The organism is Marinibactrum halimedae (genome assembly GCF_021234875.1).
Taxonomy (GTDB): domain Bacteria; phylum Pseudomonadota; class Gammaproteobacteria; order Pseudomonadales; family Cellvibrionaceae; genus Marinibactrum; species Marinibactrum halimedae.
This window is the reverse complement of the sequence record NZ_JAJQVM010000017.1, coordinates 66,143-89,033: the sequence shown is the minus strand read 5'-3', so window position 1 is coordinate 89,033 and position 22,891 is coordinate 66,143. Positions and strand designations below refer to the sequence as shown.

Here is a 22,891-nt window from a genome sequence, read left to right as displayed (position 1 = left end):
AAACCTTTCATTATTGATTTCACGCCTATCTCAACTTCAACGTAGCCAACCCAAACAACACCAGCATGACAGTGATAATCCAAAAACGAACAATCACCCGAGGCTCTGGCCAACCCTTTAATTCAAAATGGTGATGCAGTGGTGCCATACGAAAAATACGTCGCTTGGTTAATTTGTAAGATCCCACCTGCAAAATCACCGACACGGTTTCCATCACGAATACGCCGCCCATAATGAAAAAGACAATTTCGTGTCGCACAATAACCGCCATAATGCCCAGTGCAGCCCCCAGCGCGAGCGCCCCCACATCACCCATAAATACTTGTGCGGGGTAGGTGTTAAACCACAAAAACCCAAGCCCTGCTCCAGCAAGCCCCGCACAAAACACCACCAATTCACCGGCACCGGGGATATTGGCGATGTGCAAATAGTTAGCAAATTCCGCATGACCCACGGCGTAAGCCAAAATACCCAACGCTGAGCCCACCATGACCGATGGCATAATGGCCAAGCCATCCAACCCATCGGTTAAATTCACCGCATTACTGGAGCCAACCACCACGAAATAGGTGAGCACGATGTAAAACGGCCCCAAATCCCATGCGACATTTTTGAAAAACGGAACAAACAATTGTGTTTCAGCGGGAACCTCAGCGGTGTAATACAAAAAAAACGCCGCACCAATACCACCGATGGATTGCCAAAAGTATTTCCATTTTGCTGGTAAACCTCTGGAGTTTCGTTCAACCACCTTACGGTAATCATCCACCCAACCAACGGCCCCAAAAATGGCCGTCACGATTAAAACCACCCACACATAACGGTTGGATAAGTCTGACCACAGCAGCGCACTGATAAAAATGGCCGCCAAAATTAAAGTGCCACCCATGGTGGGAGTACCGGACTTACTCAGATGACTTTGTGGGCCGTCATCTCTTACCGCCTGCCCAATTTGTAATTGGTTTAATCGACGAATCATCCACGGGCCCAGCATTAATGAAATACTCAGTGCCGTTAATACGCCCAAAATGGCCCTCAGCGTTAAGTACTGAAAGACCGAAAAACCATTAATGTATTGTTCTAAAAACTCAGCCAGCCAAAGCAGCATGCTCAGTTACCCTCACTCGATGTGATCGCCTGCACAACTGCGTCCATCTGTGCACTTCGAGACCCCTTTACTAACACAACAACGTCTTCACTGAGTTGCTCTTTTAACGCTGTAATTAACGTTGTTTGATCGTCAAAATGCGTACTCTCAGAGCCAAACTCTTGAGCAGTGAAGGCAGTGAGTTCACCCACCGTAAACAACTGACTGATTCCGACTTCTAACGCATGACGACCGACCTCGCGGTGCATCTCTTCAGCCTGGTCGCCCAACTCACCCATATCTCCGAGCACGAAAATGCGTCTCTTTTTAAATTCTGACAACACATCCACGGCGGCCTTCACACTACCGGGGTTGGCGTTGTAAGCATCATCAATAACCTCTGCCCCAGACAAACCTGGTAAAACCGATAATCGGCCTTTTACTTCTGAAACGGTTTCAAGCCCTTTCACGATGGCCTCAAGCGATGCACCAATAGCATGGGCGCACGCCGCTGCCGCCAGTGCATTAGCGACATTCTGACTACCTAATAACGGAAGCTTTACTCGAGCACGCCCCGCCACTCCCATTAATTGAAAGGTGGGCCTACCCATCTCATCTAGTTCGATATCATTGGCATAAAAGTGAGCCTTTGAATCCTCTAGGCTGAAGCCCAGCCAACTCTTTTCACCCAATTTTTCCAGCCACTGCCCGGCGTAATGGTCATCCAAGTTCACTACGGCAATACCATCATCACTTAGGCCGTCATAAATCTGCCCTTTCGCAACCGCAATGGCATCAACCGAACCAAAACCTTCCATATGGGCGGGTACTACATTGTTCACCATGGCCACCTGTGGCTCGGCTAAATTCACGAGATAACCGATTTCCCCCCCGGCGCTGGCGCCCATTTCTACTACGGCAAATTCGTGATGCTCGCAGAGATTGAGGAGGGTTTTAGGCACACCGATGTGGTTATTAAAATTCCCCTCTGTCGCCAATGTCTCTCCACACTGGCGAAAGATACTGGCCAATAACGTTTTCACTGTGGTTTTCCCACAGCTACCGGTAATTGCGACAAGAGCGTGAGGCCATTGACGCCGATGCCACTGAGCAATCTTTCCATAGGCCTCAACGGTGTTATCCACCAAAATTTGTGGGAGCGAGCAAGTGGATTGATGCTCACTGACAATCGCTACAACCGCGCCTTTTTCTGCCGCCACATTCACATATTGATGACCATCAAAGTGCTCACCAGTTATGGCAACAAAAGCATTGCCTGATTCAATAGCACGAGTATCGGTACTCACACCGGTAACCGTTTTGGAAGCCACTTCTGTACTGTCTACGACTTCCGGTGCCAATAAACGGCCCTGCAATACGGTAGATAACTCCAATAAAGTGATAGGCCTAATCATGACTCTGGCTTCCATTGGCAAACCTTGAAGATAAGGCGTTCATCACTTGGGTTGCGACTTCGACATCATTAAAATGAGTGCGCACACCAGCAACCTCCTGATAGGTTTCATGTCCTTTGCCCGCAATTAAAACAATGTCTTTTTCATTCGCCTGACGAATTGCTTCCTCAATTGCTTTGGCACGATTTAACTCTATTTTTAATTGAACAGATGAATTAATGACGCCCGACTCAATATCCTGAGCAATGACCTCGGGTGATTCAGACCGAGGGTTGTCATTGGTAATCACCACATGATCGGCCAACTCAGAAGCAATCTTCCCCATTTGCGGACGCTTGCCGGTATCTCTGTCTCCGCCACAACCAAAGACACACCAAAGTTTGCCCTCGGTATGGACGCGTATGGCTTTTAGCGCTTGCGCTAAAGCATCAGGGGTATGGGCATAATCCACCACCACTCCAGGTAGCCTCTTTTCAGACAGCCCTTTCGAAGCCGAACTCAATTCATGATTCAGCACTTGCATTCGACCAGATACAGGTTTGAGCGACGGTATCAACGACATAACATGATGAAAATCAGCGCCATCACAGACAAGGCTTGCGATAACACCCACCAAATTGCTCAAGTTGAATGGGCCAATCAATTTTGTGACTAACTGGCCATTACCCCAAGGGGTCATCAATTCTGCCGTAATACCCTGGTCGGTGAACCGTGCTGCCTTCACACGTACATCCGTTTTTTCTGTTGATGCAGAAACAGCCGCATCATCGACAATGCTAAAGCGCACCACCTTATCGAGCTGCCCGACAGCAGACAGCATATTGGCTAAACTCGCTCCGAATCGGTCATCCACATTGATGACGGCATGACGCACCGACGGCAACATAAATAACCGGGCTTTGGCATCACCGTAGGTATTCATATCACCGTGATAATCCAAGTGATCGCGGGTAAGATTGGTGAATAACGCTGTGGAAATCGGCATCCCATCCAACCGATGCTGAGCCAAACTATGGGAAGACGCCTCCACGCTCACCACATTCGCACCTTGGTCGATCAACTCACGTACCAGCGCTTGGCTAGTGATGGCATCCGGGGTGGTAAAGCCCGTCTCCACAGCTGGTTGACCTGCCATGCCATAGCCAATCGTGCCTATAACACCACAAGGCATACCCAATGCTTGTTGTAACGTCGAGTACAACTGACTGCAGGTGGTTTTACCGTTGGTGCCGGTAACCGCAAACATTCGAAACCCATTTTGTTGTCCCGATCCCGACAAATCAGCCACGGGATTACCGTAAAATCGGGCAGCAATGGCGGATAAACGCTGACTCAACGCTGGGTATTGAATTTCCACATAGTCAGAATGCTGAACTACAGCCAAAGACTCACCTTTGGGCACCTCTGACAATACCGCCACCGCTCCGGCAGACACGGCTTGACTAATGAAGTCACGGCCATCCACTTTCAGCCCTGGTAATGCCACAAATACGGCGCCGGGTTGAACACAGCGACTGTCGCTCACCAACTGATTCACTTGCAAAACACCCGCAAGCTCCGGCAGCGATTCAGTAAACAACGCTTGCAATGGCCGATAACTCAGGCTTAATGCGGCATTCATAGCACTACCTCCGGCTGCAAGCGATCAATGTCTACTTTCGTATCTTGAATGAAAGGGGGCTGTTGAAAGAAAGAGGGCTGGCCAGAAGGTTGTGAGCGCTTTGCGGTTCGATGTTCTTCTACCACCTGGGCATCTGGCGCGACATTCAATACTCGCAATGCACCCTCGGCAATTTTTCCGAAGACCGGCGCAGCCACTTCACCCCCGAAATATTTACCCGAACGGGGTTCTTGAATCGTCACAACCACCACAATTCTTGGATCATCCAGCGGGGCAAAACCCGCAAAAAAGGAACGATATCGATCATCAGCGTAACCGCCCTTCCCGACCATGTGGGCCGTGCCCGATTTACCTGCCGTTTTATAGTGCTCCAACGCAGCACGAGTGCCGGTGCCACCTTTTTCCGTGACGGTAGCCAGCATAGATTTCATATCTTGTGTCACAGGGCGAGGAATAACTTGGTCACCGCTGGGTTCGCTCTCCACCTGCAACAAAGACACAGGCTTTTTCACTCCATCATTGGCAATTACGCTGTAGGCTTGCGCCAGCTGCAATGCCGACGCCGTAAAGCCATAGCCAAAGGAATAATTAGCGTGGACGACTTTCGCCCAACGGTTGTAAGAAGGCAGCTGACCCACGGCTTCACCCGGAAACCCAGTTCCTGGTGATTGACCCAACCCCACTCTGAAATACATATCCCGAATATCATTGGGATCCATCTTCATCGCCACTTTGGTGGTACCCACCTGACTGGATTTAGTAATGATTTTGGTCAAGTCCATCACGCCATAATTCACTGGGTCTAAGAAGGTTTTACCGCCAATATGCACATACCCTGGTGTGGTATCGATCGTCGTCGATCTCGTCACCACACCGGCCTCCATTGCCGCCATCACACTAAATGGCTTCATGGTCGAACCAGGCTCAAACTGGTCGGTAATGGCCCGGTTACGAGTGGCGGAAACCTCAATATTGCGGCGATTATTCGGGTTATAAGAGGGTTGATTGACCATCGCCAACACCTCACCGGTGCGGGTATCCAACACCACAGCAGATGCCGACTTCGCGTTCTCATCAGCCACCGCCTGCTTTAGGGCACGATAGGCTAGATACTGCAGGCGCATATCCACACTCAAACGCAGACTCTTGCCTGGCTCTGCCGATTTCACTAACCCCACCTCTTTGATGGTGTGGCCCTTCTGATCTTTCACTACATGCTTGGCACCGCTTTCACCCGATAACCAGTCATCAAAGGCCAACTCCACCCCTTCCTGACCCTGATCATCCACATCGGTAAAACCAACCAAATGCGCACTCACCTCGGCAGAGGGGTAAAAGCGGCGATACTCCTCTTGGGCATAAACACCAGGGATTCTGAGATCCAATACCTGTGCAGCCTCTGCAGGCGGAAGATGACGAGACAGGTACATGAAGCTTTTGCTTTGGTAACGACGCAGCTTATCGGCTAGGGCTGCGGGCTTCATTCTCACATTCTTGGCAAGCTCACCCCAGCGATCCTGGTAGTTATTCAAAATCTGAGGATTGACCCAAAGTGATGACAATGGCGTACTCACAGCCATTGGAACACCATTGCGGTCGGTAATAAGTCCTCGATAAGCATTGATTTTTTCTGAGCGCAATGTACGCGCCTGACCTTGATGCTGAAGAAACTCATAGCCCCGCTCAGTACCGGGCAATACCTGTATGCTGGCCAAATGCCAACCGATTACGCACCCTAATGCCGCCAACACCACAGCCACACTGTAAAAACGCCAACGAGGTACACGCACCGGATCAGGCAAACGCGAGCGAGCAGAACCCCCAAGGGCTCCGCTCGCGTTTTCAACTTTCGATTTGCGTTCGCGCTTAGCGCTCGTCGCTTGTTTTGTCACTGGGTGCTCTCTGTCACTAAATACTCTCTATCGTTGTATTTCCTATCGTTGTATTTCCTATCGCCGTACTTTCCACAACTGGATGCCATAACCACTGGATGCCACAACCAGATGCGCTCTTTCACTGGTGCTATCTGGCTCTCCCTAGAAACCGTTTTTCGAAACAATAACAATGCTGTCGTTAGATGGCAGTGCCATATCCAGCTCTTCCGTTGCCAACTTCTCCACTCGGCTGTAGGCCGCCCAGGTACTGCGCTCCAGTAGATATTGCCCCCACATCACTTGCAGCTCTGCATTGTGACGTCTTGAGGTTTCCAGCTCATTCAATAACAAACGACTACGGTGGGTAGTGCTGACAACCGTTAAGGCCGACACCAACATACCCACCCACACAAGAGAGGCCAGCGCGAGTAAGCCATAGCGTCTTTTTTCCGGCTCTGTCGTCATATGTTTTTTACCGTCCACTACGTCAAAATGCCCTCTCAAACAACGATAAATTGGTTCAAGCCAATTTCTCGGCAACCCGCATTACCGCACTGCGTGACCGGACGTTTTCCGCCAGCTCTTCATCGCTAGCCTTAACTGCTCGCGTCAATGTTTTCAAACGTTTGTTCAATTGCGAATCCATAACCGGCAAGCCTTTTGGCAATGGGTCACCTTTCTCCTGTCGCCGCATAAAGCGCTTCACCATGCGGTCTTCCAACGAGTGGAAACTAATCACCACTAAGCGCCCCCCCACCTTCAGTGATTCGATGGACTGGCTCAGAACACTTTCTAAATCCGTCAACTCGCCATTCACCTGAATCCGAATGGCCTGAAAGGCACGAGTCGCCGGATGCTTGCCCTTTTCCCATGCCGGATTAGCTTTAGCGATGACCTCTGCCAGCGCTTTCGTGTGAGTGAAAGGTCGCTTCGCCCGTGTTTCAACAATGGCTCTCGCCATTCGCTTGGCAAAGCGTTCTTCCCCATATTGCTTAAGTACCCAGCTAATGTCTGACTCTTCGGCGCTATTTACCCACTCTGCTGCACTCATGCCACGAGTGGTGTCCATGCGCATATCCAAAGGGCCATCATTTAAAAAACTGAACCCACGCTCTGCCTGATCCAACTGAGGGGAAGACACCCCTAAGTCCAACAACACACCAGAAACCTTCCCGCTCCACTCTCTTTTGGAAAGAAAGGTGTCCAATTGCGCAAAAGATCCATGCTCGATCTCAAAACGCTCATCACCGGAAAACCGAGCCTTAGCGACTGCAATCGCTTCTGGGTCTTTATCGATGGCCAACAGCCGCCCTTTTTCAGACAACTGCTCTAAAATAAGGCCACTATGACCACCACGACCAAATGTGCCATCCACATAAAAACCATCTGGGTCTTGCACCAAGGCCTGAACGGACTCTGTCAGCAATACTGAGTAGTGCTGCTCTTGAGACATGTTTTCTCCTACTGCCATCGCTGTTACTCAGCGTTCACGTACCAGCGGCAGCATTCAAATCAAACGCATACAGCCTGTTTCACTCCCCCCACATTACGCATCAAGGAAAGGAGCATTTATCAAAAATTAACAAAGATGTGATTGCTCATTACGCAAAGTTCCCTAAACTTCGCCGAACAAACGATTCGTTAACAAACAAAAGTTACCCCACACACGTCCCACCTCCCCAAAAGGTGGAACAGATATCCCTTTCAGCTCAGCAATGAAACACCAAGCTAACCCATCGGTATGGGGCACCTCACAAAAACAACGACTCACAAAAACAACGACTCACAAAAATAACGACTCACAAAGATAACGACTGCATTTCTTCTGGAATGACATCGTCATCATCTGACTCATCGAGCCAGTTCACCCAACGGTCTTCGCTCCATAATTCGAGCTTTTTACCTTGTCCGACTAACATCAATTTTTTCTCTAGGCCGGCATACTCACGCAATGTCGGCGGCAGCAATACTCTGCCATTGCCATCCATTTGCAGTGGGCAGGCATAACCGATCAATAAGCGTTGCGTTCTTCTGGCCACTTTATTGAAACTGGGTAATGCCTCGATTTTGGGAAGAATTTCTAACCACTGAGGTTCGGGATACACCAACAAACAGCGCTCTTCGGTATGGGCGGTAATCACTAAATTACCTTCGCAACAATCCACCAACGATTCGCGGATGCGCGTCGGTATCGCCAGACGCCCTTTGGCATCCATGTTGATGGCGTGACTTCCGAGAAACATTCGTTTAAACCAAGCCCCCTGCGGAATTTAGCCACTGCGAACCATACGCATTGAGTCAAATACCGAGAGATTTCGAAGTTAAATTACCCCTAGGCAGGTCTGTTTGTTAAAACACTTGCCCCACCCCAAAAACCACAAACTTCCACATTCACCCACTTTTTACCACTATTGCACACTATATGTGGCATTGGAGAGAAGTCAAGTTGGCCCAATCCTTTTGTCTCAGTGACTTCGGGAGCTGGTCGTAAAAAAACCTTAAAATTATTGAATCAAGATATGTTTTGGTTGTTAACTAACACACAAAAACAAGGTAATAGGGACTGGACTTAATTAATCACATTAAGTTAAAGACAGATTTAATCTAAGAATTCTTATGATTAATGACTATTCAGTTATATAAGATGACAGAAAGAATATTCTGACGAAAGCTCGTACCCTTAAGTTTACTCACGTCTACTATGATCTTCTTCGCCCTTTTATGATCTTCTTCGCCCTTTGAAAAGGAGAGCCACCTTTGCCCAGAGTCGCCGTTCGAGCCATTGTTATAGAAAATAACCACTTACTTCTGTGCCGCTACGAAGACTCTTACGGCGTATGGCACACCACGCCAGGAGGTGGGGTGGAAGAAAATGAAACAATAGAAGAAGCCTTTAGGCGTGAAATGCAAGAAGAGCTTGGCTACCAACTTCCCTTTGGGGACATTATTTTGGTGCGTGAGATTTTGTCTGACCGATACGAATCTCAACGGCTTCCCTCGGGATTTCATCAAATTGAAATCTACGTACAATCCTATTGGCCGAAAACCCACCCCCCAAAAACAGACTGGGCAAAAGCGCTCACCACCAGTACACCACTCTGTCCAGATAAACACCAAATTGGCTTAACTTGGCACCCCCTAAACGAACTCCACAACATCGAGTTTTACCCCAAAACGCTGAAAGCGCACTTTCAACAACAACAGTGGGAGAAAATTTACCAAGGAAGCGCTCAATAGAAAGGGAGACAAGAGAGGAAACTCAAAAAGATAGGGTAGACCGTGTGCGCTAAGGTAATACAGAGTGAAAATTACTCAAGGTTTCCACTGGTCGAGTGTAATAGCTCAAATCATACCCATATTTGTCTAAAAGTTCGGCGTACAATCCACTTTGCTGAATAAGAGACAATCCCTCATTAAATTTCATTAGATAATGCAAAGACAGGTCGTCTTCCTTGCGAAACATCAAACTCAATGGGTTAACACTGTACGGTGCTTCTAGTGCAACAAAATCATCAGTAGATTCTGGATACACTTTGTGAATCATCGACCACGTAATTAAATCATTCGCTAAAAACAAATCGATACGACGGGTTTTTAGCTTATGCAAATTATAAATATCTTTCGTTGCGTAAAAAGCATTTATACCAAATATATCTAACTCTTCTTGGTAAAAATAACCTAACACCCCCCCCAAGCGGTAAGCGGAAAGATCTTTTAATGTCTTTATTTGAACATCATGGCGTGATCTAAGTTTAAAAAATTGTGTTTTCGAAAAAATGATCGGATCACCAAAGAGAAACTTTTCCTTACGCCCCACCGTTGGTGCATAAGGAAAAACAGCCTCCACCTTTTGATTTTGCAATTCAATTTCTGCACGGCGCCAAGGCATAAACTTAATGTCTACCGCAATACCCACCGCCGCAAAAGCGGCTATCATAACATCAGACGCCAATCCTTTATCTGAACCAGATTTAGCAGTTATCGGTGGCCAATCCCCTGTGGCGACGATAATTTTATCCTGGACTAAATATCGATTTGATCCAGAAGCCACATCTTGCCCCTTAGTAAACAAAGTAATGATACTCAGCACTAAGACCACAACAACTTTCAACATCATTGATTTACCGATAAATAACAAACCCTACAACCTATTTCACCCTGTTTACAATTGACACCATGCGATCATTCAGCACTCAAGCCGCCGGCACTAAATCCATCTCAGCATTATTGAAGGATGAAATCGTTAAAAAGTAACACCTCAATAATAAAAATGAACAATGCTCTAAACTGAAAACACTAACCACTTAGCAACATAATAAAAAGTCGGAATACTTTCTTACAAAAAATGAATGTATTCTAATTATAGCATCACACTAATCACACGCTGACGTTATTTAAACGCACCCCTCCCAAAACCCAGAAAAGAAAATACGCGCCAAATTTTACTAAAAATGAGAAGCAAGAAAACCCAAAATTCAAAGTAACACATCACAAAAAAAAGCCAGCATTTTCTGGCTTTTTTATTTTTACATTAAAATTTGAACTGTAAAATATTTTCCGATTTAAGAAACGTAAATCGGAAACATTATGGCATTTAAAACCGCTTAATGAGTGCGACGCTTTTCAAATTGAAGATTCTCTCTTTCATCCAATGTGAGTACAATGCAATCACCAGAAACATATTCTCCAGCGAGCACCTTTTCCGCCAAGGGATTTTCAAGTAACTGCTGCATCGCACGTTTTAGCGGACGAGCACCAAATACTGGATCAAAACCAGCTGCGCCAATTTTATCCATCACTGCCTCACTCACCTCCAGCGTCAATTCTCTATCTGCCAAACGTTGATGCAAACGCTTAAGCTGAATCTCAGCAATACCTCGAATTTGCGACTGTGCTAACGGATCAAAAACAACTACTTCATCAATACGATTAATAAACTCTGGACGAAAATGACGCCCAACCACTTCCATTACAGCCGCTTTAATAGCCTCATTTACCGGTGCCTGCCCCTCTTCCTGGAAGGACTCGTCATTCGCCGACGCCTTAGACAACTCTTGAATAGCTTCCGACCCTAAATTGGACGTCATAATAACCACTGTATTACGAAAATCCACTGTACGGCCCTGACCATCTGTTAAGCGGCCATCTTCTAACACTTGCAGTAAAATATTAAATACATCCGGGTGGGCCTTTTCCACCTCGTCCAACAATAAGACCGAATAGGGCTTACGCCGAACCGCTTCCGTTAAATACCCCCCCTCTTCATAACCCACATACCCTGGAGGTGCACCAATGAGACGTGCAACAGAATGCTTTTCCATAAACTCAGACATATCAATGCGCACCATCGCCTCTTCGGTGTCAAACAAAAACTCCGCGAGCGCTTTACACAATTCGGTTTTCCCTACACCGGTTGGCCCTAAAAACAAAAACGAGCCATTAGGGCGGTTGGGGTCTGCCAAACCGGCTCGTGAACGCCGTACGGCATTAGCCACCGCAACCACTGCCTGACGCTGACCAATCACGCGTTTATGTAATCCCTCTTCCATACGCAATAGCTTTTCCCTTTCACCTTCAAGCATTTTAGCCACCGGAATGCCCGTCCATTTTGAAACCACTTCTGCAATTTCTTCATCCGTCACTTTATTGCGCAACAACGTCATTTCCTGCATTTCCACTTGGGCGGCCATATCCAATTGCTTTTCCAAATCTGGAATGATGCCATATTGCAACTCTGACATTCTGCCCAAATCGCCCGCCCGACGTGCTGCCTCCAAATCAAATCGCGCTTGCTCTAATGTACTTTTAATTTCATGAGAGCCATGCAATGCAGCTTTTTCTGCACGCCAAATTTCATCTAAGTCGGCGTATTCACGCTCGACGGTATTAATGTCTTCATCGATTTTAATCAGGTGCTTTCTTGATGCCTCGTCATCGTCTTTTTTTACCGCCTCTCTTTCAATTTTTAACTGAATTAAACGGCGCTCCAGACGATCCATGGTTTCGGGCTTAGAATCGATTTCCATTCGAATACGACTAGCCGCTTCATCAATTAAATCGATGGCTTTATCCGGCAATTGGCGATCAGTAATATAGCGCTGTGACAACTTCGCAGCAGCAATAATGGCGCTATCGGTAATATCCACACCGTGGTGCACTTCGTATTTTTCTTTTAACCCGCGTAAAATGGCAATGGTATCTTCTTCACTCGGCTCATCCACCACCACTTTTTGGAAACGACGTTCAAGAGCAGCATCTTTTTCAATATATTGCCGATATTCATCTAAAGTGGTTGCACCCACACAATGCAACTCACCACGAGCCAAGGCAGGCTTTAACATATTCCCTGCATCCATTGCACCTTCGGCTTTACCGGCGCCCACCATGGTATGCAATTCATCAATAAATAAAATGATGCGCCCTTCCTGTTTGGACAATTCCTTTAGCACCGATTTTAATCGCTCTTCAAATTCTCCGCGAAATTTAGCGCCCGCCAATAGTGAGCCCAAATCCAACGACAACAATCGTTTGTTCTTAAGCCCCTCAGGAACTTCACCATTCACAATACGCTGTGCCAAACCTTCCACTATGGCGGTTTTACCTACGCCAGGCTCACCAATTAAAACGGGATTATTTTTTGTTCGGCGTTGCAGTACTTGTACTGTTCGACGAATTTCATCATCCCGACCAATCACCGGGTCTAATTTCCCCGCCTCAGCGCGCGCCGTTAAATCAATCGTAAATTTCTCCAAAGCCTGCCGGCTGCCTTCGGCATCGGCATTATCAACAGTCTCGCCCCCTCGCACTTTTTCAATGGCTTCTTTTAAACGATTTTCGTCTCCAAATTTTTTCAGTAACGCTCCCAATACATTATTCGAATCGTTAAAGCTGGCCATTAAGACCGACTCACTGGAAATAAATTTATCCCCACTGGCTTGAGCTTGCTTATCGGCTAAATTTAATAACCGACCAAGTTCAGGCGACATATGTACCTCACCTGTCGGGCTTTGCACGCGGGCAAATGACTCTAACTTTTTATTTAATTCATTGCGCAGTCCTGTGACATCAAAGCCCGCCTGAGCCAGCAACGGTCTTACCGACCCACCTTGCTGATCAAGCATGGCCAATAATAAATGGGCCGGTTCAATTTGATTGTGATCACGACCTACAGCAGTAGATTGTGCATCGGCTAATGCCACTTGCAGTTGATTCGTTAAACGATCGATTCTCATTGGCCACTCCAATAGAGACGCTGTGTGTGCCGCACAAAGACACACCAGCCGGTGTTATTGAAACGTGTTTCACTGTCTATTGAAAATGAAATGGGGATGGACGGTTCAAAATACAAGCGACTAATTTGAACTGATATCAATGCGAGTGAGAGGAAAAACCTGGCATAAAAGTCGGCCACAAAACGCTTTTTATGACCGACCAACAACTATAACCGATTAACAACTATAGCCGACTAACAACTATAACGAACTAAATATGACCAGCTGACGACATGTGTTTTATTGATATCGTAAATAAACACCAGCCGTTATGCACACCGTATTTTTAATGCACCTTCTCTATAAACAATTGGCACTGGCCGCCTGATGCTCATCCGTAAAACAACGATTACAGGTGTTTGAATATAAAGGGTGACTTGCCGGACAAAAGTTATCGGGCACCTCAAACGGCTCCTCCATTGGCATAGAATGAAAAATTAATTGATCAACATTCATGGCCACATCACCATTTTCATAGACCATCTCTACTGTAGCACCTGCAGGCACCTCGACGTCAATAATGGCAGTGGTGTAGTTATTCACCCAAGAGCCTGTGCTAAAAAACCGTACATTGTGGTCTTCACCATTGACCTTTAAGGACAATGCTCCAGTCATGATAGACGCAAACACCACCGAAATACTTCTTGCTTGAGGCGCATTGGCTATTCGAAACCCAGATCCAATGGCACTGATGTAAGCCACCCCTGCTCCCTCTGATGCACTTTCATCCGAATACACCATAGCATGACCTAACAATTCCTGATCTTCAGCCTCAAAAATGACATCTGCCGGTGGTGGTGGTGGCATTATGCCCACAATCGGACGTTGCACTCGGCCATTAATGATAAGCCCTGGCAATTGCGTGCTATTACCAAAATCCCAAATGGACTCATCCCAACCTACGTACAGGTCTGTCGACGCACAATCGGTATTATCTGGTGCCTCTGGGCAAGAAAGCTGCGATACCAAATGCCCAGACAGTTCATCAGGCGTCGGGTCAGAAGAGGGAAAATCCTCGTCTGAGAATTGCGCACCAATACCCGGGAGAGTCGCCGTATTAGTCTGGTAATAATTGAACCTTTTACGTAAAGGAAAATCCGCCGCGCCAATAAACTGCCCAATGCGATCAATCTCATTGGTGTTTGCTTGCACAAAACTCACAGAATAACTGTTGGAAATAGAGCCACCGGTAAAATAGCCATAAGATAAAGGATCAACCGTGTATAAACCAACTAACCCACCCACATTATCATCACCCCGCACCACGCCTGCGGCATACGCATTGTTAATTCTCGGAATAAAACCACCCCCCTCCACTTCCGGGCTGGTACTCACCGTTCCAATTAATCCCCCCACTTGAGATTGACCAATCACTCGTGCCGTTGAAAAAACCTTTGTTAATTCAAGTTTACTTTGGTCAAGATTATTGGTGATGGTTTCTGCAATACCCACTAAACCACCAACGGAGTTGACTCCCGAGACAAAACCCACTGATGAACTATTACTGACTATGCTCTCACTATTCCCACCTCGAGGTGGAACGATTGCGACCAATTCCCCAACTAACCCTCCAACAGAATTCTCTCCACGAATATTAACGATGGCACGGCTATTCGACAATTTACTGTCAGTGTTAGTATACAAACCGCCGATAATACCTCCCGCTCGCGATGCGTTCCTTAATGAAGCGTTGGTGGTCAATTCCGTTAGCTGGCAATCCGTTCCTCCGCCACAATTAAATTGCCCCACAATACCGGCAATATTCGTGTTTCCTGTGACCATTGCTTTCGAATGATTTCTTTCTAACAGTATTTCATTGGCCTCAACTAATACATACCCCACTATTCCCCCAAGATAACTGTATCCACTTAATACCACATCGGTTTCATTGTCGATTAAATGGTAGCGATGATAATTCCCCCCCAAAAACCACGAATCGTAAATAGACCCCACAATACCGCCGATATCATTTTGCCCTTGCGCCGTTAAATTTACGTTATTTTGGCGAAACGTTACCAGACCACTGGCCGATCCTTCATCCGTGGTTGACGTAACACTGCCAGCCAAACCACCCAGCTTTCTCACTCCTTCCAAGCGACCCTTTACATCCATTTGTTTCAGAGTAATAACACCACCCTGAAGGATATGTATATTCCCTGTGAGAATACCCACATTATCTTTTCCTATAACACCTTGCTCGGCCGTTTCAATAAATAAGTCTGAAATGACCGTAATATTCGACTCTGCAACCCCTTCACTTTCCAAACGTGCAAATAGACCAACAAACGATTGCTCTGGCCGATTAATATAAAGCCCTTCGATAGTATGATTATTACCATGAAAAACCGTCGAAAACCCACGAGCTTCAGAACCAATGGGAAGCCACCCTCGCATTGAGTTATCGCCTTCATAGTCAAAATAATCGTCATTTTCATCAACCACACCATCTTGATTGGTATCAAACGACAAATCATTTACCAACTCATAGCCTGTACAGACAAATTGACAATGATACTCAACCCCGGAGTGTGAAATTAAACTTGTGCCCGCCAGGTTATTTCTCACCCAGTCCAATTGTTCAAGAGTAGAGATATCAATCAGCCCATCAGAATCCTGATCGATATTCATATCTAAAGGGGTAGAAGTCAGTGAATTTTCAAGTTGAAAGGTGTCCGATAGAGGAATATTTCCTAGAAGATTTTCACCTAATTCGGAATCGGCCGCTTGCAAATAGGAGGAAAGACTCAATAAGGCAATGGATACTATTTGCCGTGGGGAAAAACCAAAATTTCTATTCATTACAACGCTCCTTGCTTTTTAATTCTTGTTGCTTTTACAAAAAACACCCAAACACTCAGCAATAAAAAGCTGAAGGAGCACCATATCACAATAACAGCAATTCTATTTTACAATTTAATGATTAACCCACCCAAACTTATATCTTCAAAAGCAAACAACTGTATTAATCATACCATCAAATAAAATTGAACTTTTTAAATCTATTTACAACCAGTCTCACTCACCAACCAAATTTACGTCATTAATACGCATTTATGTAATATTAAAAACGGCACATTAAGCACAAAAAAACCCGCCTTAAGGCGGGTTACTCAAAAAACGCGCTATTATACCAATCTATCCCACCAACCACTTCTGGCAATATTGCATACTACTCCCTTAAAAAGTGCCGTTATTAAGTACATTAATGGGAGCCGCTTCGATGTAATCTACTGCCGCCTCAGTTGCACCGGCTGTGGTATTTTCGCTGCGTTTGTAACCCCACAAAGTGTCAAACAATCCTGGCATATCCATCATCGCGGGTTGAGATAACTCATCAATCATGTGGAAAGTTTCGTTAAAACTTGGGTCATTGTGGTACTCCGCAAGGTTCGCTTGTGGTGCATAAGCCACGCCATTTACTGAGATAAAATCTTTGTAAGTTTCAGTCGATTTAGTGTGATCTTTTGCATTGGAAACATCTTTAAAATCAACCCAGTTAATTCTTCCATTCGCTCCACGCGTATCGTTAGATAAATTGATGATCGTATTGTTGTAAACCTCTACTGGTAATTGGAAATTAACAGGGTCTGCACCATTACCTGCGTTGTATGCTTCCCAGAAGAGAATGCCCACATCGTATCCGTTAGTAATGGTTTCTACATTGGGCTGCTGAACAACGTTATTACGCATGGTCATGTTACCGTAAGCCGAGCGCACACCGTAATAAGTTGCATGCGTACCGGTGAAAATATTACGCTCCACCATGGCTTTACCTGTTTGTGGCCCAATGCGGGTGTTGGCAGGCTCGAAGACCGCCGCCATAGTGCCACCTTGAATTAAGTTCTCAACAATGACGCCACTGTGGTTTGCTTCGCCGTCAGTGTTGTAGCGTAGCGCAGGATTATGATGCTCACCTTGTACACCAAACCACCCTACGTTGTTAAACAAATCGTTCTTTGCAACAACCAAGTTACGAGCATCCGCAATTCGTAATGAACCGTGATCTGCCCAAAGACGGTGATACACTCGCACCAAATCACCAGACTTTGGCACCGATGCCAAAGCAACCGTTTTATTACTCATATTCAAGGTATAACCACTGCCTAATGTCAATTCAGTAATGCTGCCATTGGCATCTTCAATTTGAACTGCCATGTCATTTTCGGCCAATACATTAAATGTGTAGGAAAACGTACGTTGGGTTCCGTTCGCTGTGTGCTCTGTTTTAGAATCATTTTTCTGATCACCACCACTGAATGCTTCTGGGTTTTGACGAATACTGTTACCAACAAACGCTAAGCGATAAGTGTAATCAGATAATGAGCCATAATCTTGCCAATCGGTACAGACGTTATCAGCAAATACTTGGCCTTCTCCGCCACGAGGTGAGAAGCACATTCCCAACCCTTTAATGCTGGTACGATGAACCGTAACGTTATTAGTTTGGAAGCTATCGCCTTGTCCGAAATACAAACCTTTTGAGCCATAGGAATTACCAATACCAATTTTTGGATCATAATCTCCAACAAGCTGCCAATTCGCCACTGAAATGGCTTTTACATCTTGCGCGATAACTGGGGTTTTTGAATTCAAAATATGAATGACAGGATCTTCACCTTCACCAAAGCGATCAAACACATAATCCCCTGTACGCAGAATCATGTTGTTGTTCATATCGAATTCGTCACCTGCACGCAAGACAACGTAAGCTCGACTCATGCGTTTTACGGCATCGGTCATCGCATCCCAATTTCTATAATGCGCTGCGCCTGTCGGGCAACCTTCAAAGTCACTGGAAGAAGAAACACAAATGGTTTCTGATGCTGAATATTTTTCTTCCGGCGCTTGTACCGTAATTGTAATGGTAGAATTACTGTAACGACCATTTTTCGCCGCTGTATATAATGTCACTTCGTATTCGCCTGGCTCTGCAAACACATGGGCAGCGTACATGCCTTGGGCACGATTTGCTTCACCGCCAAAGGCAAAGTCTGCATCCAATGAACGGAAAAACGATTTCGCATCACCAAAATCCCAGTGATAAGACAAGTGATGGAAATTAGATTCAACACCGTAATCGCCGTTTGCTTCTGCAATAAAGTGAACACCACAAGGAGCCGTGCAAGTTGTTTGAGAAGCATCAATACTCACAGGATTTGAAACCACTTGTTGCGCCCCTGGGAAATCCGTAGCACATTGCATATGGTGCGCAGCCAATTTAATACAACCCGTCGTACAAGTATCCGGGCAACTTTGCGTATTCACTACTACTTTACGTTCAGCAGTGACGAGATTATTGCCATTTTCAAATTCGTAATTAACAGTATAAACACCGGCTTGATTGGTATTTACATTATCCGACACACGAACACGATTAGTGACATCTTCGCCTGTGGAATTCATAGCAACATAACCGGGGTCATAAAAAACATCACCGATTTCCATATCAATAATTTCAGAACCGAGTAAAGCCAATGTTGCAGGCTGAGGGTCCACTAATACGATAGTACGACTAATAGAGGCCGATGCACCATCCAAATCATTCGCCGTATATACCACCGTATATTCACCTGCTTGAGTGGTATCGACCGCACTGTAATCTGCAAAAACTTGCAATTCACCATCTTCAACATCATTGGCAATTGCACCAAAATCAAGCTCCTCAATATTGGAATGAGTAACAAAATTCAAAATCTCATCACCTTGTAAAGCAATAGTTGGTGTCGTATTTTCTCCAACAATCACTTGGCGAGTGGCTTGTGTTTGATTGCCAGCAGAATCTTGTGCTGTATAAGTAATGGTAAAATGACCGGAAGCAACCTGAGTATTAACCGCACCTTGTGCTGAAACGGCCACAGTGCCATCTTCTTTATCCGTTGCCGTTGCACCAGGGTCAGCAAATTCTCCTTTATAGGAAACATACAGTGGGTTTGCACCAGAAATTGCAATTTGAGGAGCATCGTTGCTCGGAATGGTGGTTTCTGAATCAGTACCATTGTTATCGATGTAATCTTGCACTTCGGCAATAGCCACTTCACAAGAGTCGTATTGTGCACTTAACACGTTGTAGTGTTCATACAATTCACGGCGAGCAGGGTCTGTTTTAGGCGTATTAATCATTGCCTCCATCGTATCGCTCATTTCTGTGCGTAACGCAGGTAAATCACAATTCTCTTCCACCCACTGAGCTTGTTGAATGATCGCTCTACAAGATTGATATTCCGCTTTTGTTTCGAAATACAAATCCAGTAACTCTGCACGTCTTGGATCTGTTTTAGGTGTCGCCTTAACTTCAGCTATTAAACTGCCCATTTGATTGCGCAACGCATCTATGTCGCAAATCTCACTTGCAAAAACTTGAGAAGTGGCGCTTAAGGATAGCGCGGCCATCGCCGTATAAAGTGGAAGCTTTTTCATAGTGATCAACCTGTCAGTGAGTTAAAAGAGGCTTACTTGAAAATCGGTATGGCTGAATATTCTAGAGATGATCGAATTTTGAACTGTGAGGATGATCACGCTAAATAGAGGGATAAAGACGGATTTGTTGTATACTTAAACGATAAGTGCGAAATTAGTTTTGCGCTATTACGAAATATAGAGGATATATGTGCCAACTCTAATTTTGACACATATTACATTAATGACAGCTATGACAGGTTTAAGATTGGGGAAATGTAGAACTGTCACGAAGAAGATTTATTTGGCACACAATACATTCAAATAAAATAAACTTGGCGCCAATTAAATAGTGATTTAATGCCATTTAACATGATCTTCAAATAAATTGAACTACCCATAAAATAACAATCACTTGAACGGGTTTTCACCAATACTAAGCACGCTTATTTAGAATAAAATCAAGTGTCTTAAAAGCACATGTGCTTCACTTTTAACACTGTCGATACATTATTTGATTCTACTCAAAAAACATTTAGTGATATTCCAACCAACAATCACAGTTGACCTTCATCAAGTTTTGAATTTTTCATATTGGCACAATCACTTCATCAAACACCGATGATGTAGAGGAAATTATGCCCAGTTACACAAACAGACACATCACTTCTTACATTTTAAACCTCCTTAGAAAAGTGAGCCCCGCCATTGGACTTGCCGCTATTCTTTACCCATCTATAGCATGGTCAGATTCAGATCAGTGGCAATTGCGTTTTGGGGCCGCGACCGTTGCGCCTTCGTCTGATAGTGATATTTTAAGCTTAGACGTAGAAGATGACACTCAACTGGGGTTATCCGTTGTTTATAAATTCTCACAACATTTCGGCGTAGAATTACTGCTTGCCACACCATTCAAGCATCAAATAGATTCAGAGGATTTGGGCATCACTATCGGAGAAACTCAACATTTACCTCCAACCCTCTCTGCACAGTATTATTTCGATCTCAAAAATGACGCCATTCAGCCTTATATCGGACTGGGACTAAATTACACAACCTTTTTTGAAGAAGATACCACTTCAGAGTTTGAAGCCATTGCGGGCGATAGTGATTTATCACTTGATGACTCTTTTGGTTTAACGGCCCAACTTGGTGTTGATATTCGATTAAACCATCACTGGAAACTCAATGCGGCCGTATGGCAAATGGATATTGATAGCTCCGCTACTGCAGAAACGGCCAATTTAGGAAATGTAAATATTGATGTTGAAATTGACCCTATCGTATATATGATTGGTGCTAGCTATACTTTTTAAAACGATAAAAATCGGGGTAGAAATGAGGTCTCACGGCCTCTTTCCTCGTAAACTATCAGGCATAAAATACGCAAATCAAACTGTCCCATTAATACTTTCTACACAATCCAAGCTCATCAATTTACTTAAAAGATTGCATTCTTATTTTTAGATTTTTCTGGAACAGGCTGTCCTACTCCCCAATGCTCCACAAAATTTTCGGCGTAACACTCACTCCGTAAAATATCAATCCTTTGTAAAGGCTTAAGATCGTTTCTGCTTTCTAATATCTCCATACAATATATCGCTTTTTTAGGTTTGAACGCTCTATTCCTATATCCCTACTGCACAGACGGCAAATTCAGGGTTCGACGCATCCATAAAAAAGCGATGCCTCCCACAAGCAAATTACACGCAGCCGTGGCAATAAAAACACCATTAACGCCCCACAACTGTAGCCCCAACCAAGCCAACGGCATGTAAAGAATGAGTACTCGACAGGCAGAAATAACCACGCCAGGCATTGGTTTTGCCAACCCATTAAACGCAGCGTTTACGGACATCACAATCCCGTAAGCCCCATAACTGATGGGAACGAGCATGAGATAAGACAACGCCACCGACCTTACCTCTGGAATATCGGAGAAAAATCCAACCAACCACCCTCCCAACACCCAAAATAATACCGCTAACCCAACCCCCCAGCCGAGACAAAACCACGAAAGCTGACGCAGGGCTTCTTGCAATCGATCGTAACGACCCGCGCCTTGGTTTTGACCAAAAAATGGCCCCACCACACTGGATAAAGCGTAAAACACCACCAATGCAATAGGCTCTAAGCGTGTTGCCACACCCAAGCCCGCTACCGCCGATTCCCCTTCACGGGCAACCAGCGCGACCACAAAACCACTAGAGAGGGGAATGATGACATTGGTGGCCATGGCTGGAACACCTACATGCAATATTGAACGCCATGACTGCCATAGCACCCGAAATGAGCAGAACGGACTGGTGAGCAGGTGCAAGCGATACCCCACTAACCATAACGCCACGAACAAAGTGATCCACCGGGTAATAAAAGAAGCCCAAGCCGCACCGGCAAGCTCCATGCGAGGTATCGGGCCCAACCCAAAAATCAATAACGGGTCCAAGACAACATTCACAAGCCCCGAAATAATCATGATTTTACTTTGGGTACTGGTCATCCCCATGGCTCTCAATGCCGACATACTCACCATGACCAAGACAAGCGCAGGGGCGCCTAATAACCAAGGCCCCATATAGGCACGAATGTCTGTCAACAGTGATTTTGGCGCACCGAGCTGGAGAAAAATCCAATCGTTAAAACCGTACAACAGTACTGCAAATGCAACCGAGATGAGGCAACTCAGGCTAATGGCATCCGTTGCAAGACGGCGGGCAGTAGCCTCATCCCCAGAGCCAATAGAACGAGCCAATACTGATGATGCACCGGCACCTAAACCAATGGCCACACTGGTTAACACCATGACAACAGGGAAGGTAAAACTCATTGCCGCCAAGGGGGTTTCCCCCAATTGCGCCACAAAATATGTATCTACGGCACTGAATGACATCATTGCCAATATGGCCCATGTCATTGGGATCGCCATACGACGTAGTTGCTCGGATACCGATCCTTCCACTAATTTCGCGGAAATTGTTGTAGTCATGAAAAAGCCTTAATGTTTGAATGGCATGCTATATCGACTCAAGTTCTTACTTGCTCACGCCTTCGATGTATCGACATCTTGATCTGTTGGGTTGTGTTTTACTCATGTTTCCCTGCAAAACGACCGAAATAAGCCCCTTACGGTGACATCCAGGCAAGCAATGAAACGGACAACGAAATAAAAAAGAGGTTCTTTAGAAAGGTTAGCATTTAGTTAAATTGCAGATAATGTCGCCAAAATC

The 22,891-nt window shown here is 45.5% G+C and carries 14 protein-coding genes; 2 read left to right on the top strand and 12 right to left on the bottom strand.

Features of this window, described 5'->3' with window-relative positions; genetic code table 11:
• Window positions 1-25: 25 nt before the first annotated feature.
• The 7 genes from mraY to mraZ all read right to left on the bottom strand — a co-directional run bounded on the left by mraY (window position 26) and on the right by mraZ (window position 8,240).
• On the bottom strand, window positions 26-1,108 hold the full coding sequence (gene mraY / locus LU351_RS11365) for a phospho-N-acetylmuramoyl-pentapeptide-transferase (protein ID WP_232594191.1): 1,083 nt from the start codon (window positions 1,106-1,108) through the stop codon (window positions 26-28).
• A gap of 2 nt (window positions 1,109-1,110) precedes the next feature.
• The gene (locus LU351_RS11360) at window positions 1,111-2,502 is read right to left on the bottom strand and encodes a UDP-N-acetylmuramoyl-tripeptide--D-alanyl-D-alanine ligase (RefSeq protein ID WP_232594190.1); all 1,392 of its coding nucleotides are present in this window, start codon (window positions 2,500-2,502) and stop codon (window positions 1,111-1,113) included.
• A complete protein-coding gene (locus tag LU351_RS11355; protein WP_232594189.1) occupies window positions 2,495-4,123 on the bottom strand; it encodes a UDP-N-acetylmuramoyl-L-alanyl-D-glutamate--2,6-diaminopimelate ligase in 1,629 nt (542 codons plus the stop codon). Before LU351_RS11355 ends, LU351_RS11360 begins: the two co-directional genes overlap by 8 nt.
• Entirely contained in the window at window positions 4,120-6,015 is a 1,896-nt protein-coding gene (locus tag LU351_RS11350) for a peptidoglycan D,D-transpeptidase FtsI family protein (RefSeq protein WP_232594188.1), read from the bottom strand. Before LU351_RS11350 ends, LU351_RS11355 begins: the two co-directional genes overlap by 4 nt.
• 144 nt (window positions 6,016-6,159) lie before the next feature.
• Window positions 6,160-6,462 (bottom strand): cell division protein FtsL, encoded by a 303-nt coding sequence (gene ftsL, locus LU351_RS11345; protein ID WP_232594187.1) that lies wholly within the window; start codon window positions 6,460-6,462, stop codon window positions 6,160-6,162.
• Window positions 6,463-6,517: 55 nt separating this feature from the next.
• On the bottom strand, window positions 6,518-7,450 hold the full coding sequence (gene rsmH, locus LU351_RS11340) for a 16S rRNA (cytosine(1402)-N(4))-methyltransferase RsmH (protein WP_232594186.1): 933 nt from the start codon (window positions 7,448-7,450) through the stop codon (window positions 6,518-6,520).
• A gap of 346 nt (window positions 7,451-7,796) precedes the next feature.
• Window positions 7,797-8,240 (bottom strand): division/cell wall cluster transcriptional repressor MraZ, encoded by a 444-nt coding sequence (gene mraZ, locus LU351_RS11335; protein ID WP_232594185.1) that lies wholly within the window; start codon window positions 8,238-8,240, stop codon window positions 7,797-7,799.
• A gap of 514 nt (window positions 8,241-8,754) precedes the next feature.
• Here mraZ and LU351_RS11330 point away from each other — a divergent pair.
• Entirely contained in the window at window positions 8,755-9,234 is a 480-nt protein-coding gene (locus LU351_RS11330; RefSeq protein WP_232594184.1) for an NUDIX domain-containing protein, read from the top strand.
• Between the two features lie 49 nt (window positions 9,235-9,283).
• Here LU351_RS11330 and LU351_RS11325 read toward each other — a convergent pair whose 3' ends face one another.
• The 4 genes from LU351_RS11325 to LU351_RS11310 form a co-directional block, all read right to left on the bottom strand.
• Entirely contained in the window at window positions 9,284-10,135 is an 852-nt protein-coding gene (locus tag LU351_RS11325) for a substrate-binding periplasmic protein (protein ID WP_232594183.1), read from the bottom strand.
• 466 nt (window positions 10,136-10,601) lie between these two features.
• Entirely contained in the window at window positions 10,602-13,229 is a 2,628-nt protein-coding gene (gene clpB, locus LU351_RS11320) for an ATP-dependent chaperone ClpB (RefSeq protein WP_232594182.1), read from the bottom strand.
• 339 nt (window positions 13,230-13,568) lie between these two features.
• Window positions 13,569-16,067 carry a carbohydrate-binding protein gene (locus LU351_RS11315; protein WP_232594181.1) on the bottom strand — a complete coding sequence of 833 codons (2,499 nt, stop codon included), beginning with the start codon at window positions 16,065-16,067 and terminating at the stop codon, window positions 13,569-13,571.
• A gap of 378 nt (window positions 16,068-16,445) precedes the next feature.
• Complete coding sequence (locus LU351_RS11310; RefSeq protein ID WP_232594180.1) at window positions 16,446-19,685, bottom strand: immunoglobulin-like domain-containing protein; 3,240 nt, start codon at window positions 19,683-19,685, stop codon at window positions 16,446-16,448.
• Between the two features lie 617 nt (window positions 19,686-20,302).
• Here LU351_RS11310 and LU351_RS11305 point away from each other — a divergent pair.
• Window positions 20,303-20,980: an OmpW/AlkL family protein gene (locus LU351_RS11305; RefSeq protein ID WP_232594179.1), complete on the top strand. Its 678-nt coding sequence runs from the start codon at window positions 20,303-20,305 to the stop codon at window positions 20,978-20,980.
• 320 nt (window positions 20,981-21,300) lie between these two features.
• Here the strand turns inward: LU351_RS11305 and LU351_RS11300 are convergent, their stop codons facing one another.
• Window positions 21,301-22,650 (bottom strand): MATE family efflux transporter, encoded by a 1,350-nt coding sequence (locus LU351_RS11300; RefSeq protein WP_232594178.1) that lies wholly within the window; start codon window positions 22,648-22,650, stop codon window positions 21,301-21,303.
• Between the last annotated feature and the right edge of the window lie 241 nt (window positions 22,651-22,891).

Excerpts from the sequence above, each read along its gene's own strand:
- mraY (WP_232594191.1), bottom strand. The coding sequence starts at position 1,108 with ATGCTGCTTTGGCTGGCTGAGTTTTTAGAACAATACATTAATGGTTTT.
- LU351_RS11360 (WP_232594190.1), bottom strand. The coding sequence starts at position 2,502 with ATGATTAGGCCTATCACTTTATTGGAGTTATCTACCGTATTGCAGGGC.
- LU351_RS11355 (WP_232594189.1), bottom strand. The coding sequence starts at position 4,123 with ATGAATGCCGCATTAAGCCTGAGTTATCGGCCATTGCAAGCGTTGTTT.
- ftsL (WP_232594187.1), bottom strand. The coding sequence starts at position 6,462 with ATGACGACAGAGCCGGAAAAAAGACGCTATGGCTTACTCGCGCTGGCC.
- rsmH (WP_232594186.1), bottom strand. The coding sequence starts at position 7,450 with ATGTCTCAAGAGCAGCACTACTCAGTATTGCTGACAGAGTCCGTTCAG.
- mraZ (WP_232594185.1), bottom strand. The coding sequence starts at position 8,240 with ATGTTTCTCGGAAGTCACGCCATCAACATGGATGCCAAAGGGCGTCTG.
- clpB (WP_232594182.1), bottom strand. The coding sequence starts at position 13,229 with ATGAGAATCGATCGTTTAACGAATCAACTGCAAGTGGCATTAGCCGAT.
- LU351_RS11315 (WP_232594181.1), bottom strand. The coding sequence starts at position 16,067 with ATGAATAGAAATTTTGGTTTTTCCCCACGGCAAATAGTATCCATTGCC.
- LU351_RS11310 (WP_232594180.1), bottom strand. The coding sequence starts at position 19,685 with ATGAAAAAGCTTCCACTTTATACGGCGATGGCCGCGCTATCCTTAAGC.
- LU351_RS11305 (WP_232594179.1), top strand. The coding sequence starts at position 20,303 with ATGCCCAGTTACACAAACAGACACATCACTTCTTACATTTTAAACCTC.
- LU351_RS11300 (WP_232594178.1), bottom strand. The coding sequence starts at position 22,650 with ATGACTACAACAATTTCCGCGAAATTAGTGGAAGGATCGGTATCCGAG.